The organism is Pelomonas cellulosilytica, from assembly GCF_021353265.1.
GTDB classification, from domain to species: Bacteria; Pseudomonadota; Gammaproteobacteria; order Burkholderiales; family Burkholderiaceae_C; genus Pelomonas; species Pelomonas cellulosilytica.
Genome location: NZ_JAJTWU010000001.1, coordinates 235,266 through 249,768, shown reverse-complemented (window position 1 = coordinate 249,768; position 14,503 = coordinate 235,266). Strand labels below are relative to the sequence as shown.

Genomic DNA, 14,503 nt, shown 5'->3' with positions numbered 1-14,503 from the left:
TTTCGGCACAACCACCCGGCAGAAGGTGGGGCCGCTGCATTGCCCGGAGACGCCCGATGACCACCACCGCTGCACCGCTGGCTGCCACGACCAGTGCCACCCGCACGAAGAAGCGCTTCGCCATCCTGGCGATGCTGTTCATCGTGACGACGCTCAACTACGCCGACCGCGCGACGCTGTCCATCGCCGGCCCAGCGCTGTCCAAGGAGCTGGGCATCGACGCCGTGACGATGGGCTACATCTTCTCGGCATTCGGCTGGTCCTACGTCATCGCGCAGCTGCCGGGTGGCTGGCTGCTGGACCGCTTCGGCTCCAAGAGCGTCTACGCGGGTAGCATCCTGCTGTGGTCGCTCTTCACGCTGTTGCAGGGTGGCATCACGTTCCTGACGGCCAGCGCAGGCACGGCAGTCGTTGTGCTGTTCGCGCTACGTTTCCTAGTCGGTGCGGCCGAGGCGCCGTCCTTCCCCGCCAACGGTCGCATCGTGGCGGCATGGTTCCCTGCAGCCGAGCGCGGCACGGCGTCGGCCATCTTCAACTCGGCACAGTACTTCGCAACGGTACTGTTCGCGCCGCTGATGGGCTGGATCACGCACAGCTATGGCTGGCCAGCCGTCTTCGTCGTCATGGGAGTGCTCGGCGTCGCGCTTGCCGCGGTGTGGCTCAAGGCGGTCTACACGCCGCGCACCCACCCGGGCGTCAACCAGGCCGAACTGGACTACATCGCCGCCGGCGGCGCACTCGTCAACATGGACCAGCCCGGCACGCAGAGCCGCAGCTTCGCGCCCAACAGCCCGAAGTTGGGCTACATCAAGCAGCTGCTGGGGAACCGCATGCTTATGGGCGTCTACGTGGGCCAGTACTGCATCACGACGCTGACCTATTTCTTCCTGACTTGGTTCCCCGTCTACCTCGTCAAGGAGCGCGGCATGAGCATCCTGAACGCCGGCTTCGTCGCGGCGCTGCCGGCGATCTGCGGCTTTGCGGGCGGCGTACTGGGCGGGCTGATCTCCGACGGCCTGCTGCGCCGAGGCAGGAGCTTGACCGTCGCGCGCAAAACGCCGATCGTCATCGGCATGCTGCTGTCAACGAGCATGATCCTGTGCAACTACGTCGACAGTGCTGCCGTAGTCGTGGCCATCATGTCGCTGGCCTTCTTCGGCAAGGGCCTGGGAGCGCTCGGCTGGGCGGTCGTGTCCGACACCTCGCCGCGGGAGATCTCGGGGCTATCCGGCGCGCTGTTCAATACCTTCGGCAACACGGCCGGCATCACGACACCCATCGTTATCGGCTACCTGATCAAGGGCACGGGTTCTTTCAACGCGGCCCTCGTCTTCGTCGCCGCGAACGCGCTGGTGGCCGTGTGCTGCTACCTGTTCGTCGTCGGCGACATCAAGCGTTTCGAGCTCAGGAAGCAGGCTTGACCCAGCGGGCCGCCCAGGCGTCATAGTCCGCCACCGTCTTCATCGGCCAGGTGCCCCACCAGGAGTAGCCATTGCGGCGCTCGGCGCTGAGGTCGTTGACGTCGTCGTGCAGGCTCTTGTCGCGATCGCCAAAAACGGGTCTGAGCGTGACCGGGTCGTAGTAGCGCGCCCACAGCGGCCCGGCCCCGGGCTGAGCCACCAGCCGGCGCGCGTCGTCCACCTTCACGAAGCCCACGTCGCGCACGGCCAGCGACTTCAGCATGGCGACGCCGCCCTTCACCGCCTCGATGATGGCCGGCGACGGGTTGGGCAGGCTCATCAGGAAGCGCAGCGCGTTGGCGCTTTCGCCGCTGCACAGCGCCGGCGGCTCGTAGTTGCGGGCCGACGACGGGGCGAGCGTCAGCGGGTCATGCTGCTGGGCCCACATCGTGAGCTTGCCGTTGATGCGGATCTGCGCTGCCAGCAGCAACTGCACGGAGCGCGCCTGCGCGGCAGCAGCTGCCGTCTTCATGTTGGCCGGCATGAAGCCCAGCTCCGCCTCGCCGCGCGACACCATGCCCATCAGCTCGGCCACCTCGACGAGGGCGTTGTCGTTCAGCGTGACCGCGTCGTGATAGCCGCCCTGCAGCGGCCACACCTGCGGCCAGCCGCCGTTGGGGAACTGAGCGGCCAGCAAGTAGACGACGCCGCGCTGTGCGGCCTGGCGGTAGGGCTCGCCGGCGGCGCCCGGGAACTGCTTGGCCACGCGAGCCAGGAAACGGATCTCGGTGATGGTCGCGTCGTTGTCGACGGTGCCGACATAGCTCCACTGCGAGTCCTGCGGGAGGTCATAGTCGTTCGGCGACGGCTTCTTCAGGTTGTTTTCGGCCACATAGGCCTGGCCCCGTTCGCGCGGCGGCGCGTTGCGCGGCTGGTTCTTGCCCCAGCCCCCCGCGGGCGTCTGGAAGCTGAGGATGTTGCGCGCGACGACCAGCGCCCCTTCGCTGGCGTACCAGTTCGCCGGCTTGTCCAGCGGCATGCTGCCCTCACTGTGGCCGCCAGCGCGCGCTGGCGGCAGCGTGGACAGACCCTGGCGTTCAGCCGCCAGTGCCTCACGGTCCGCGGCCCACTGGGCCTCGGAACGCGCCAGATACGCCGCCCACGGCGCGCGATCGGCGGCAGGCAGCGCCGCGATGCGCGAGGCCGTCAGCGATTCGGCGGGCGGGATGGTGCCGATCTGAGCGGCAAGAACCGGTTCGGCCAGCACCAGGGTGAGCAGGGCGACACGGTGAAATACAAGAATGGGGCAAAGTGATGGCATGACGAGTGAAGCAAATCTAGCGGCCGCAACCGGTCTCCGAGGGCGCTAACCTCTCGCCGCTCATCACTTGATTGACACATGATCCGTTGCGCGCGTTTCCTGGCTCTTGCCGCCTTGCTGGTCCTGGCAGGTTGTGCCACCCCACCGCCTCACGTAGCCCCGCCGGCACCTCTCGGGCTCCGGCAAGCCTGGGTGCAGGCCGTCTCGGGGGGCGGCTGGGCCGTGCGAGCGTTGACCGACGACGCCTGCCCAGCGCTGCGCTGGGGGGGCGACCTCTCCGCAATGCAGGAGCGGGCCGCACCCGACGCCGTTGTAGGCCCGGGCGGCTTCAGGTTGCGGGTCTGCGAGGCACCCTGGCCGCAGGGTGCTACGAGCCTGCAGGTCGGCGCCATCACGCTGCAAGCGCCCTCCATCGAGTTGCGCCGCATCGTCGTTATCGGTGACACCGGCTGCCGGCTGAAAGCGGCAGACCGCGACTTCCAGGGCTGCAACGACCCAGCACGCTGGCCGTTCGCTCGCGTGCTGGCCCGCGCCCTGGCGCTCAATCCTGACCTCGTCGTCCACGTGGGTGACTACCACTACCGCGAAAGCCCCTGCCCGCCTGGCATGACAAGCTGCGCCGGCAGCGCCTGGGGCTACGGCGACGAAGGCTGGCAGGCCGACTTCTTCCGCCCCGCGCAGCCGCTGCTGGCCGCCGCCCCCTGGGTCTTCGTGCGCGGCAATCACGAGTCCTGCACGCGCGCCGGCGACGGGTGGTTGCGCTACCTCGATGCGGAACCGGGCCCGGCCCGCCATTGCGACGCGCCCCCGGCCGCCGGCGGTACGAGTGACGGCGACTTCACCGAACCGTTTGCCGTGCCGCTGTCCCCACGCAGTCAGCTCATCGTCTTCGACTCCTCCCAGCTCGGCACGGCCGCTCCCGAGCGCGGCTCCGCCGACTGGCAGCGCTGGCGGGCCCAGTTGGACCGCGTCGCGGCGCTGGCCGGCCAGCGCGCCCAGAGCCTGTTCGTCAGCCATCACCCGAGCCTGGCCTTCAACCCGAGTGGGACCGGCAAGCCCGGCACGCTGCGTTCGGGCCTCACGCCGCTGCTGCAGGACGCATTCCCCGGCCGCCTGTTTCCGCCCGGCGTGCAAGCCACGTTGCATGGGCATCTGCACATCCTTCAGCTGCAGGGCTTTGCGACCAACCAGCCCGCGAGCCTAGTCTTCGGCAACGGCGGCTCCGCGGCCTCGGGCCGGCTGGATGCCGCTGCTGCGCTGCGCACGGAGCCGCTGGCCGGCGTGCGCGTCGAGACTTTCCAGAGCCGTACCGAATTCGGCCTGACGCTGCTGACGGCCACGCCGCAGGGCTGGCAGCTGCAGGCCTTCGACACGCTCGGCCAGCCGCTGGTCAGCTGTTCGCTGACGGGTCAGAAGCTGCGCTGCTGACGGCGCAACAGCCAGGGGTCTGACACGCAGCAGTAACGCCCGCGCAATCCGTCACTGCCCCATGGAATTGAAGGGTTTCCGTCGGGTAAATCGGGCATGTGGTCAAGCCCCCCCGGCTACACTGACGGCACCTGTCAAGCGGTTTCGACAGGATGACGTTGAGCAAAGGACTCGCGCTGATGAGCTCCAAATTGAAAGTTGCCGGTTGGGTCGCCCTCGGGGCCGTGGCAGGCGCCCTGACGACGATGCAACTCCAGGCCAATGCCCGCAGCAGCCTGTCGCCCTTGCCGCTTGAACAGATGCAGCAGCTCGCCGCGGTGTTCAGCATGGTCAAGTCGAACTATGTGGAGCCGGTCGATGAGAAGAAGCTCATCACCGACGCGATCTCCGGCATGGTGTCCGGGCTCGATCCGCATTCCCAGTTCCTGATCAACCAGAATTTCAAGGAATTCCGCGAGAACACGTCCGGCAAGTTCGTCGGCGTGGGCATCGAGATCGGCATGGAAGACGGCCTAGTCAAGATCGTCTCGCCCATCGAAGGCTCCCCCGCCTTCCGTGCCGGCCTGAAGAGCGGCGACCTGATCAGCCGCATCGACGACGCCGCCGTGCGCGGTCTGGCCATCGACCAGGCCGTCAAGAAGATGCGCGGCGAGCCGAACACCAAGGTCAGTCTGACGATCTACCGCAAATCCGAGAACCGCTCGTTCCCCGTCACGATCACCCGCGAGGAGATCAAGACGCAGAGCGTGCGTGCGAAGGTCATGGAGCCCGGCTACGCCTGGCTGCGCGTGAGCCAGTTCCAGGAGCGCACGGTCGACGACTTCGCCAAGAAGCTGGAAGAGATCTACAAGCAGGAGCCCAACCTCAAGGGCCTCGTGCTGGACCTGCGCTACGACCCGGGTGGCTACCTGGACGGCGCCGTGGCCATCTCGTCGGCCTTCTTGCCGGACGATGTTGAAGTCGTCTCGACCAAGGGCCAGCTGCCGCAGTCCAACGGAAGCATCCGAGCCGGCGAGTTCCGGCCGACGCCCGGCACCGCCGCACTGCAGAAGCTGCGGGCCGCTCTGAAGAGTGTGCCGCTGGTCGTGCTCGTCAACGAGGGTTCGGCCTCGGCCAGTGAGATCGTGGCCGGCGCGCTGCAGGATCACAAGCGCGCCACCATCATGGGCGCGCAGACCTTCGGCAAGGGTTCGGTGCAGACCATCGAATGCCTAGCGGGCCACTACCCGCTGGAAAGCTGCCCCGGCTCCGCTGCGCTGAAGATCACAACGGCGCGCTACTACACGCCGAGCGGCCGCTCCATCCAGGCCAAGGGCATCGTGCCGGACATCGCGCTGGACGAGACACCCGAAGGCAGCGTCTTCGCCGCGCTGCGCACCCGCGAAGCCGACCTGGAGAAGCACCTGGCCAACGGCCCCGAGGAGAGCGAAGAAGCCCGTGCGGCGGCCCGCGAGGCCCGCGCCAAGGCCGAAGCTGCGCTGGCCGCTAAGCGCGCCGAGGAAGTGAAGCCGCTGCCCGAGTTCGGCTCGGCCGAAGACTTCCCGCTGATCCAGGCGCTGAACAAGCTCAAGGGCCAGCCGGTAGTGGCTGCCAAGGCCGTGGAACGCAAGGCGGAAGCCAAGACGACTGAATAAATCGAAACAGCACACCAGCTTGCACGCGGGCCTCTTCGGAGGCCCGTTTTTTTGCGATGAGCGCTGGTGACGGGTGCCTAGCGCTGCGGCGCTATCCTGCCGACATGACCGACGACGACCTGTTGCGCTATTCGCGCCACCTGCTGCTCGACGAGATCGGCATCGAGGGCCAGCAGCGGCTGCTCGAGGCCCGTTCCCTCGTCATCGGCGCCGGCGGCCTGGGCTCGCCCGTGGCGCTCTACCTCGCCTCGGCGGGCGTCGGCCGCATCACGCTGGTGGACCACGACACCGTATCGCTGACCAACCTGCAGCGCCAGATCGCGCACGACATGCACAGCCTGGAGCGACCCAAGGTCGAGTCTGCCGCGGCGCGCATGACCGCGCTGAATCCGGGCGTGCAGGTCCGCGCGCTCGCCCGCAAGGCCGACGCCCCGTTGCTGGAAGCCGAGGTGCCGCACGCCGACGTCGTCATCGACTGCACGGACAACTTCGCCACCCGCCACCTCGTCAACGCCGCCTGCGTGCGCCACGGCAAGCCGCTCGTGTCCGGCGCGGCCATCGGCTTCGACGGGCAGATCAGCCTCTACGACAGCCGCGCGCGCACGCAGCCCTGCTACGCCTGCCTGTTCCCGCCGGATTCCGGCTTCGAGGACGTGGCCTGCGCGACGATGGGGGTGTTCGCGCCGCTGGTGGGCATCGTCGGCAGCCTGCAGGCGGCAGAGGCGCTGAAGCTGCTGGCCGGCATCGGCGAACCGCTGGCCGGGCGGCTGCTGATGCTGGACGGACGGCGCATGCAATGGAGCGAGATCGCCGTGCATCGTGATCCCGATTGCACAGTCTGCGGTGGATGACGTCCGCTGCCCGCACCGATTCGACGAACAAAATCCCCGCTCTGCTGCCCACGACCGCTGAACTGATGAAGCCGACCGACGTCCCGACGCGCAACTTCCCGACCGCCAAGGAGGAGTGCCGCACCCTCCAGCCCCATCCCGACTACGACGGCCCGGGCAGCGCCTATGAACTGGCCTTCAAGGACGAAAGCTTCCTGCTGCGCCAGGACATGCGCCCCGTGCGCATGCAGCTGGAGCTACTGAAGCCCGAGGTCGTGCAGAACGAGCAGGGCGTCACCTCCACCATCGTCATCTTCGGCAGCGCGCGCATCCTGTCGGCCGACGCGGCCCACGCGCTGGTGGCCGCCGCCGAGGCCAGCGGCGACGAGGCACAACTGCGCATCGCCCGCAGCAAGCTGGCCATGAGCCGCTACTACGAGGAGGCCCGCCGCTTCGCCCAGATCGCCACGAGTGAATGCGCGCAGCGCGGCCGGCCGGTCGTCATCGCCACGGGCGGCGGCCCCGGCATCATGGAAGCCGGCAACCGCGGCGCCTACGAGGTGGGTGGCAAAAGCGTGGGCCTGAACATCGTGCTGCCGCACGAGCAGTACCCCAACCCCTACATCACGCCGGAGCTGTGCTTCCGCTTCCACTACTTCGGCCTGCGCAAGATGCACTTCCTGATGCGCGCGCTGGCCCTCGTCTGCTTCCCCGGCGGCTACGGCACGTTGGACGAACTGTTCGAGACGCTGACACTGATCCAGACCGGCAAGAGCCGCCGCCGCCCCATCCTGCTGTTCGGACGCGACTTCTGGAGCAGGCTGCTCAACATCGAACTGCTGCTCGAAACGGGCATGATCAGCCCCGGCGACGAGAAGCTCTTCCACTACGTCGAGACGGCCGAGGAAGCCTGGGCCCTGCTCGAAGCCGAACCCGAACTCTCCAGCGTGGCAGCCCCATGATGAAACTCCGCAACGTCTCCCTGATCGGCGCGCCAACCGACGTCGGCGCCGGCGCCCGCGGCGCCAGCATGGGCCCGGAGGCCCTGCGCGTGGCGGGCCTGGCCGAGGCGCTGATCCGACGTGACGTCGATGTCGTCGACCGCGGCAACCTCGTCGGCCCGGCCAACCCCTGGAAGCCGCCCGTCGAGGGCTATCGCCACTACGACGAGGTGGTGGCCTGGAACCGCATCGTGCACGACGCCGTCTACGCCGAGCTGAAGACCGGTCGCATGCCCATGCTGCTTGGCGGCGATCATTGCCTGGGCCTGGGCTCCATCGCCGCCGTGGCACATCACTGCCGCGACGTCGGCAAGAAGCTGCGCGTGCTGTGGCTGGACGCGCACACCGACTTCAACACCAGTGAGCTCACGCCCAGCGGCAACATCCACGGCATGCCCGTCGCGTGCCTGTGCGGCTTCGGCCCGAAGGATCTCGTCGAGATCGGCGGCCACGTGCCGGCCATCCAGACGAAGTGGGTGCGCCAGATCGGCATCCGCAGCGTCGACGAGGGCGAGCGCGCCTTCGTGCACCAGCACGACCTCGAAGTGTTCGACATGCGCTTCATCGACGAGATGGGCATGCGCCACACGATGGAGCTGGCGCTCGCGACGCTGGACGACAACACCCATCTGCACGTCAGCTTCGACGTCGACTTCCTCGACCCCGTCATGGCGCCCGGCGTGGGCACGACAGTCGGCGGCGGCCCGACCTACCGCGAGGCTCACTTGTGCATGGAGATGATCCACGACACCGGCCGGCTCGCGTCGCTGGACATCATGGAACTGAACCCGGCGCTGGACGTGCGCAACCAGACGGCTCTCGTCGCGGTGGACCTCATCGAGTCGCTGTTCGGCAAGTCGACGCTGATGCGGAAGTAACAAGCCCGTGGACGCCACTCCCTACCTGCTCGTCCAGCTCAGCGACACGCACATCCTGCGGCCGGGCCGGCTGATCTCCGGCTGCGTCGACACGGCCGCAGCGCTGCGGCATGCCGTTGAGCGCGTGCTGCAGATCCAGCCCCGGCCCGTCGCGGTGCTCATCAGCGGCGACCTCGTCGACAGCGGCCATCCCGAGGAATACGCCCACCTGCGCGAACTGCTGGCGCCGCTGCTGGACGCCAAGCTGCCGCTGGCCCTGCTGCCCGGCAACCACGATGCGCGCGAACCGCTGCTGGCCAAGTTTGCCGGCCTGCCCGACGTGCACTGCGGCGAACCGGGCACCGAGGCGATCCAATACGCGCTGGACCTGCCCGGCCCTCTGCGTCTGGTCGCGCTGGACAGCCTGGTCACCGGCCGGCCCGAAGGCGGCTTCGACGACGACCGGCTGGCCCAGGCGGATGCGCTGCTGTCCGAGCGGCCGGATGTGCCCACGCTGGTGGCGCTGCACCATCCGCCGCACGCCAGCGGTCTGGCGGTCATGGACACGATGTCGCTGCAGCGGGGCCTCGCCGGCTTCGAGGCGCTGATCGCCCGGCACAGCCAGGTGCAGCGCGTCGTCTGCGGCCACCTGCACCGGCTGACGTTGGGCCAAGTCGCCCATGCCGCCGCCGTCACCGCACCGTCGACGGCCCACCAGCTCGCGCTGGACCTGAGAACCGATGCGCCGCTGGCGATCACGCAGGAGCCGGCCGGCTGGCTCATCCACGCCTGGGGGCCTGGGCTCCCGCTGGTGAGCCATCTGGCGCAGGCCGGGCATCACCCGTCGCTGCGCTAAGCCCTCAGCAAGGCGCAGCGCTCGACGCGGAACTCAGCCAGCCGCTGCGCATACGGGTCCAGCGCCTCCTCGGGCCGTCCCAGCGACAGCCCCGTCACCGCGACGAAGCGCGTCGGCGTGACCTGGCCCTGCGCTATCAGCTCGTCCACCAGCGCAAGCAGCGCCTCCCGGTGCGCCAGAAGCAGGCGCGAGGCACGCGCGTGCTCGTCCTGCAGCAGCGCCTCGATCGGCGCGTTGCTGGCCTCCACGTCGGTGCAGACGTTGTCGTCGCTGTCGGCAGACACGTCGCTGCGGCCGATGCGCTCGCCGTGACCGAGGTGGCGCAGCATGCGCGCGACCGTCTCGGTGGCCTTGCGCAGGTCGCTCTCAGCACCGCTGGAGCTCATGTCGGCGCCGAACACCAGCAGCTCGGCGGCACGGCCGGCGAGGCTGGTGCAGACGGAGTCCAGCAGGTTCTGGCGCGACCAGACCTTGCGCGTCGTGTAGGCGTTGTAGCCACCTTCGAAGCTCGCCACGTGGATCTTGATCTCCGTCGGCGCGCGGCCGAACAGCAGCGCGTGAACCAGCCCGTGACCGGCCTCATGCACGGCCAGCAGTGCTCGGAAGTCGGCGTTGTTGCGCTGGCGCAGCCGCGTGATGTCGAACGGCGCAGCAATGCTGTGCGACTGGCCGCGCCAGTGCACGACGAGGCTGCGGCCGTCCGCCGTCATGCCCACCGCATCGCCCGCGTCGGCGCCGCGCTCCAGCGCCCACAACGCCGCCTTCGCCAGTCCTGCGCCGAGGATGGCGTGCAACGACGAGAACAGCGGACGCGTGCCCTGTGCGGGGAACACGCCGTTCGCGTAGATCTGCTCGCGCACGCTGACCTGCAGCTCGAACCGGAGGCCGCAGCGCTCACCGATTTCGCGGGCATAGCGCTCGCAGCCCTGCTCGATGAGCTGTTCGTACGCACGGCGCGACAACGACGGGTAGATGACATGCTCGTTGCCCAGCCGCGCCACTTGCTCGGGCTTGAAGCGCTTGTTCAGCGCCTGTTTGACGTCGATGACGCTCAGCCTCGCCGTCAGCGCGTGGAAAGTGTCGGCATCGCTGTCGCAGTCGTCCACGCTGGTGGCGAGGTCTTCGTACATCTCGTCGAGGTTGCCGCAGACGAACACGAGCAACCGGCTGTAGTCGGTCTCCCACTGCTGCTGACCACCCTCGCGAAAGTCCTGCAGGCGCTGGCGGATCTGCTCGGGCGTCCAGGCCATGATCTCCATCAGCGGCTCGTCGAGCTTGAGGTTGCGCTGCAGCTCCTGCGCTTCCCACGGCCGCAGCTTGAAGCGCAGCTTGGCGTCAGCGGCGTCAGCCCGCTCGGCATCGAACGCGGCCTCGGCCAGTGACGACTCGATGTCCGCCAGCAGCGACAGCGCCGGCGGCAGGCGGCCGTCGGACAGCAGCGCCCACACGTCCTGGTAGCGCTCTACGCGCAGCTCGCTGCGCTTCACATCAATGGTGCGAAAGCGCTGGAACTCGTCGAGTGCAAGGATGCCGGGCTCGCCCTCGCGCACGCCCGATTGCGACAGCATGCCCGAGATGCTCTGCGCACCGCGCCAACCCGCACCGTTGGAGAAGCCATCCATCTGCACTTCCACGAACCGGTCGTAGAAACCCATCAGCTGCGCGAGCCGCCGAACTAGCTGCGTCTTGCCGGTGCCAGTCAACCCCCACAGGCAGACGATGACGGGCCGTGTCACGAGCCCGGGCAGTACGTACCAGGCGCGCACCGCATCAATGATGCGGTCGATGAGGGTGTCGATGCCGAACAGCTCGGACTTGAGCTGGGCGGCGATATCCTGCAGCTGCTGGTTCTTCTGCGCCAGCTGCTCACGCAGTTCGAGGGAATCATTCATCCCAGTCCTTTCGTCCCAGCAGCGCCTGCAGCGCCACGCGGTCGGCGCGACGCTGGGCGCCGCGGCTTTGGATGTGCGCGCCTGCGCCTCGCAAGCCGCGCTGGCCCAGCGCGCGGGCGACAGGGTCGCGCGCACCGGGGCTCGTCTCAAGGACAAGCGTCATCGGCTGCTTCATCCGGCGCAGGGCCTTGACCCGACCTTCCTGGAAGGCACGGGAGCGGAGTTGGTCACTCATTTCGGTTTCCGAAAAGCAAAAGCCCCGGCTCAAGGGCGGCGGGGTTTTGCATGCCGCGCGGTCTGAGGCCGTATCTGGGAACAGACACGGTTCAGCCGGGGCTCGGGAACCGTGTTCAGTCGATCGTCGAGAGGAACAGGGAGGACATAGCAGGGATCTCCGTCATGCGGGCGCTGTCGTGGGCGCCTTCAGCAAGGGGGCGGATCATGGCGAGGTTGGCGCGACGCCGCAAGCCGCGCATGGCGGCTTCGTGGCGCGGCGACAACGAGGCGGGCGGGTTCAGAACGCGTACGTCACGCCGAGCGTAAGGTAGCGCCCCACTGCGCCCTCCTGATGCAGCGAAGGGTTGTAGTGCGCCCCGCCCGACGACACGCCGCCGCCGGTGGAGCCCGACGCGAACGCGTCGATGGGCGCGGCGCGGTTGAACAGGTTGGTGACCGTGGCGCGCAGGCTCAGGCCGGGCGAAACCTGCCAACTGGCGTTGACGTTGACCGTCGTGAACGAAGGCACGCGGCACAGCGGTGAACCACCCGACGGCAAGCCGTTGGGGTAGACCGTCGACAGTGCCGACGCGCAGTCCGGCAGGTTGTAGCTGCTGTCCTCCACCTTCATGCCGCTGAGGTAGTTGACTGTGCCGGTCAGCTCCACCGGCCCGCGGGACCAGGCCAGGCTCAGCGCCGCCCGGTCGCGCGGTGTGCCGGTGTTGGTGGACACGAAGCTGGGGCCGTGCGTGCCGGCCATCTCGTAGACCTGGCCCGGTCCGCGGTCGATGGTGTAGCGAATCATGTGCGACCACTGCAGCTGCGGCGTGAACTGCCCCCACGCGCCACCGTCGAGCTTCAGGCGCAGGTCCACGTCCACGCCGCTGGTGCGGGCGCTGCCGAGGTTGATGAACGGGTAAGTGCCGTAGAGGATGGTGTCGTCCGCGCCCGTCGGCGTGGCGTTCGGCGTCGTCGGGCTGTTGACGCGGTAGAGCTTGGTGCCGTAGGCGTCGGGCGTGTCGATCTGGCCCTGGCCGAACAGGCCGGGCGACACGATCTGGTTGCGGATCTTGATGTCGTAGTAGTCGACCGACAGGTTCACGACCGGGCTCGGCTCGAACACGAAGCCCACCGTCATCGAGCGCGACTTCTCGGGCTTCAGGTCCTTGCCGGGCACCTGAAGCTGCGTGCCGCCGACGCCAATGTCGCAGGGCTGGCCCGGCTTCACGAGATTGCACAGCGCCGTGTCGACGAGAGGCGGCAGGTAACCGGCGCTGGAGCCGGAGGTGCCGATCTCGACCGGGTTCGGCGCGCGGAAGCCGCCAGCGTACGTGCCGCGCAGCGTCAGCTCGCGCATGGCCACGAACTTGGCGCCCAACTTGGGCGTGACGGACGAGCCGTAGGTGTCGTAGTGGTCCACGCGCGCGGCGGCGTCCAGCTCCAGCTGTTTTGTCAGCGGCGCCACCAGCTCGACGAAGGCGGCCGTGATGGTCTGCTTGCCGACGCCGAAGGCGTAGATGTTGCTGGCCTGCGCGCCGCTGGCGAAGCCATCGGGGAAGTGCTCGTTTAGCGAGCGCTTCGTGAACTCCAGGCCCGTGCCAAGCGCCAGGTTGCCACCTCCCAGCTTCATCAGGTCGCGGTTGGCGCGCAGCGAGATGAAGTTCAGCGTGTTGGTGGACGTGGAGCGGCCCTCGGGCGTGAGGCTGGCCAGCACGTCGGCCGGGTTGCTGGCGCCGATGACGTATTTGCCGCTGTCCAGCGCCGCCTGCAGTGCCGGCAGGCTGACGAAGTTCTTCATCGTCAGCTGCGTGGCCACACGCGTGATGCCGAGCGTGGCCTGCAGGTCCCAGCCGGCCCAGCCGCCGGACAGGTCCACGACGAAGCGGCGCGACTGCGTGGACGTGCGCGAGCGCTGCGCCGGCAGGTCGCCGAACTCGTAGTCCACCGGCGCGCCGGTGGCGGGGTCGATGACGTTGGTGCCGTTCAGCGCGGTGGGCTGCGGCAGCGGGTGCGCCGGGCCGAAGTTGAAGGTGGTGATGCCGCCGTCCGGTGAGACCCAGTTCAGCAGGCCCACCTGCGTCGCGCGGCTGCCCAGCACCGAGGCCGCGAACGACAGCGTCCAGTCCTGCGGCAACAGCGCCGTCACCTTGCCGAGAAGGCTGTAGTTGCGCGTCTCGGGCGCCACTTGCAGCTCGGGGTTGGCAATCAGCCCCAGGTCCTCGCCGCCGTAGCGCGTCCAGTCGGAGCCACCGAGCGCCGGCCGGTCGCTGAGCAGCACCGCGCCCTGGCGGCGGAACCCAGCTGCGAGATAACCCGCGACGCCGTCTCGGTCCAGGTCGCCGAAGCCGCGGATGCCGGAGACCTTAGCCATGCGGCCGTCGCTCCTAGACGAGCTGCCGACCTCGGCCTGCAGCGTCGTGCCCGTGTGGCTGCGCTTGAGGATGACATTGACCACGCCGGCCATCGCGTCGGAGCCGTAGATGGCCGACGCGCCGTCCTTCAGCACCTCCACGCGCTCGACCGCCTCGACGGGGATGGACGCGATGTCGACGAAGTCGCGCTGGCCGTCGTCCGGCAGAGGGTACGACGCCATGCGATGGCCATCGATGAGCACCAGCGTCGCGCCGACGGTGAGGCCGCGCAGCGAGATGCCGCTGCCACCGGCCCCAAACGCGCCCGGCGTGGACTGGCCCAGCGAGCCCATGTTGTTGGCCGACAGGTGCTGCAGCACCTCGCCCAGCGTGCTGTAGCCGGTGCGCGCGATGTCGGCGGCGGTCAGCTTCTGCACCGGACTGGGGGTTTCGCCATCGGTGCGGCGCACATTGGAGCCGGTGACGACGACGCGAGCCAGCGCCGCCTTGCCCTCCTCACCCGCCGGGCCATCCCCCGTCGCCGTCTGGGCCCACAGCGCAGGTGCGAAGCTGCTCAGCAGGGCCAGGAAAAGGGGAGTCAGGCGCACGCGGGCGGGGTGGTTCACGGTGGGGTCACCTCTCGGTCGGGTTGAGGAAAAGCGGGAGGCGCAGCATGTCACCTCACGTCATTTCGCACCAGCAAGAAGCGCGCCGCGG

At 68.6% G+C, this 14,503-nt stretch carries 11 protein-coding genes; 7 read left to right on the top strand and 4 right to left on the bottom strand.

Going from position 1 to position 14,503, the window contains the following annotated elements; all coding sequences use genetic code 11:
• Window positions 1-56: 56 nt before the first annotated feature.
• Entirely contained in the window at window positions 57-1,421 is a 1,365-nt protein-coding gene (locus tag LXT13_RS01105) for an MFS transporter (protein ID WP_233369756.1), read from the top strand.
• Here LXT13_RS01105 and pelA read toward each other — a convergent pair.
• Window positions 1,405-2,721: a pectate lyase gene (pelA, locus tag LXT13_RS01100; RefSeq protein WP_233369755.1), complete on the bottom strand. Its 1,317-nt coding sequence runs from the start codon at window positions 2,719-2,721 to the stop codon at window positions 1,405-1,407. The genes LXT13_RS01105 and pelA overlap by 17 nt on opposite strands.
• A gap of 222 nt (window positions 2,722-2,943) precedes the next feature.
• Between pelA and LXT13_RS01095 the strand changes: the two genes are divergently transcribed.
• The 6 genes from LXT13_RS01095 to LXT13_RS01070 all read left to right on the top strand — a co-directional run bounded on the left by LXT13_RS01095 (window position 2,944) and on the right by LXT13_RS01070 (window position 9,327).
• Window positions 2,944-4,149: a metallophosphoesterase family protein gene (locus LXT13_RS01095; RefSeq protein WP_233369754.1), complete on the top strand. Its 1,206-nt coding sequence runs from the start codon at window positions 2,944-2,946 to the stop codon at window positions 4,147-4,149.
• A 179-nt stretch (window positions 4,150-4,328) separates the two neighbouring features.
• Window positions 4,329-5,783, top strand: coding sequence for a S41 family peptidase (locus LXT13_RS01090; RefSeq protein ID WP_233369753.1), 1,455 nt, complete (start codon window positions 4,329-4,331; stop codon window positions 5,781-5,783).
• Between the two features lie 104 nt (window positions 5,784-5,887).
• Window positions 5,888-6,634, top strand: coding sequence for a HesA/MoeB/ThiF family protein (locus LXT13_RS01085; protein WP_233369752.1), 747 nt, complete (start codon window positions 5,888-5,890; stop codon window positions 6,632-6,634).
• A 65-nt stretch (window positions 6,635-6,699) separates the two neighbouring features.
• Window positions 6,700-7,575, top strand: a complete 876-nt coding sequence (locus LXT13_RS01080) for an LOG family protein (RefSeq protein ID WP_233369751.1) — start codon at window positions 6,700-6,702, stop codon at window positions 7,573-7,575.
• Complete coding sequence (rocF, locus tag LXT13_RS01075) at window positions 7,575-8,492, top strand: arginase (RefSeq protein WP_233369750.1); 918 nt, start codon at window positions 7,575-7,577, stop codon at window positions 8,490-8,492. The genes LXT13_RS01080 and rocF overlap by 1 nt, the downstream gene beginning before the upstream one ends.
• Window positions 8,493-8,499: 7 nt before the next feature.
• The gene (locus LXT13_RS01070) at window positions 8,500-9,327 is read left to right on the top strand and encodes a phosphodiesterase (RefSeq protein WP_233369749.1); all 828 of its coding nucleotides are present in this window, start codon (window positions 8,500-8,502) and stop codon (window positions 9,325-9,327) included.
• On the opposite strand, the gene LXT13_RS01065 is transcribed toward LXT13_RS01070, so the two are convergent.
• The 3 genes from LXT13_RS01065 to LXT13_RS01055 all read right to left on the bottom strand — a co-directional run bounded on the left by LXT13_RS01065 (window position 9,324) and on the right by LXT13_RS01055 (window position 14,412).
• Window positions 9,324-11,219: an AAA family ATPase gene (locus LXT13_RS01065; protein ID WP_233369748.1), complete on the bottom strand. Its 1,896-nt coding sequence runs from the start codon at window positions 11,217-11,219 to the stop codon at window positions 9,324-9,326. The genes LXT13_RS01070 and LXT13_RS01065 overlap by 4 nt on opposite strands.
• Window positions 11,212-11,454 (bottom strand): hypothetical protein, encoded by a 243-nt coding sequence (locus LXT13_RS01060; RefSeq protein ID WP_233369747.1) that lies wholly within the window; start codon window positions 11,452-11,454, stop codon window positions 11,212-11,214. Before LXT13_RS01060 ends, LXT13_RS01065 begins: the two co-directional genes overlap by 8 nt.
• 279 nt (window positions 11,455-11,733) lie before the next feature.
• Window positions 11,734-14,412, bottom strand: coding sequence for a TonB-dependent receptor (locus LXT13_RS01055; RefSeq protein WP_233369746.1), 2,679 nt, complete (start codon window positions 14,410-14,412; stop codon window positions 11,734-11,736).
• Window positions 14,413-14,503 lie beyond the last annotated feature (91 nt).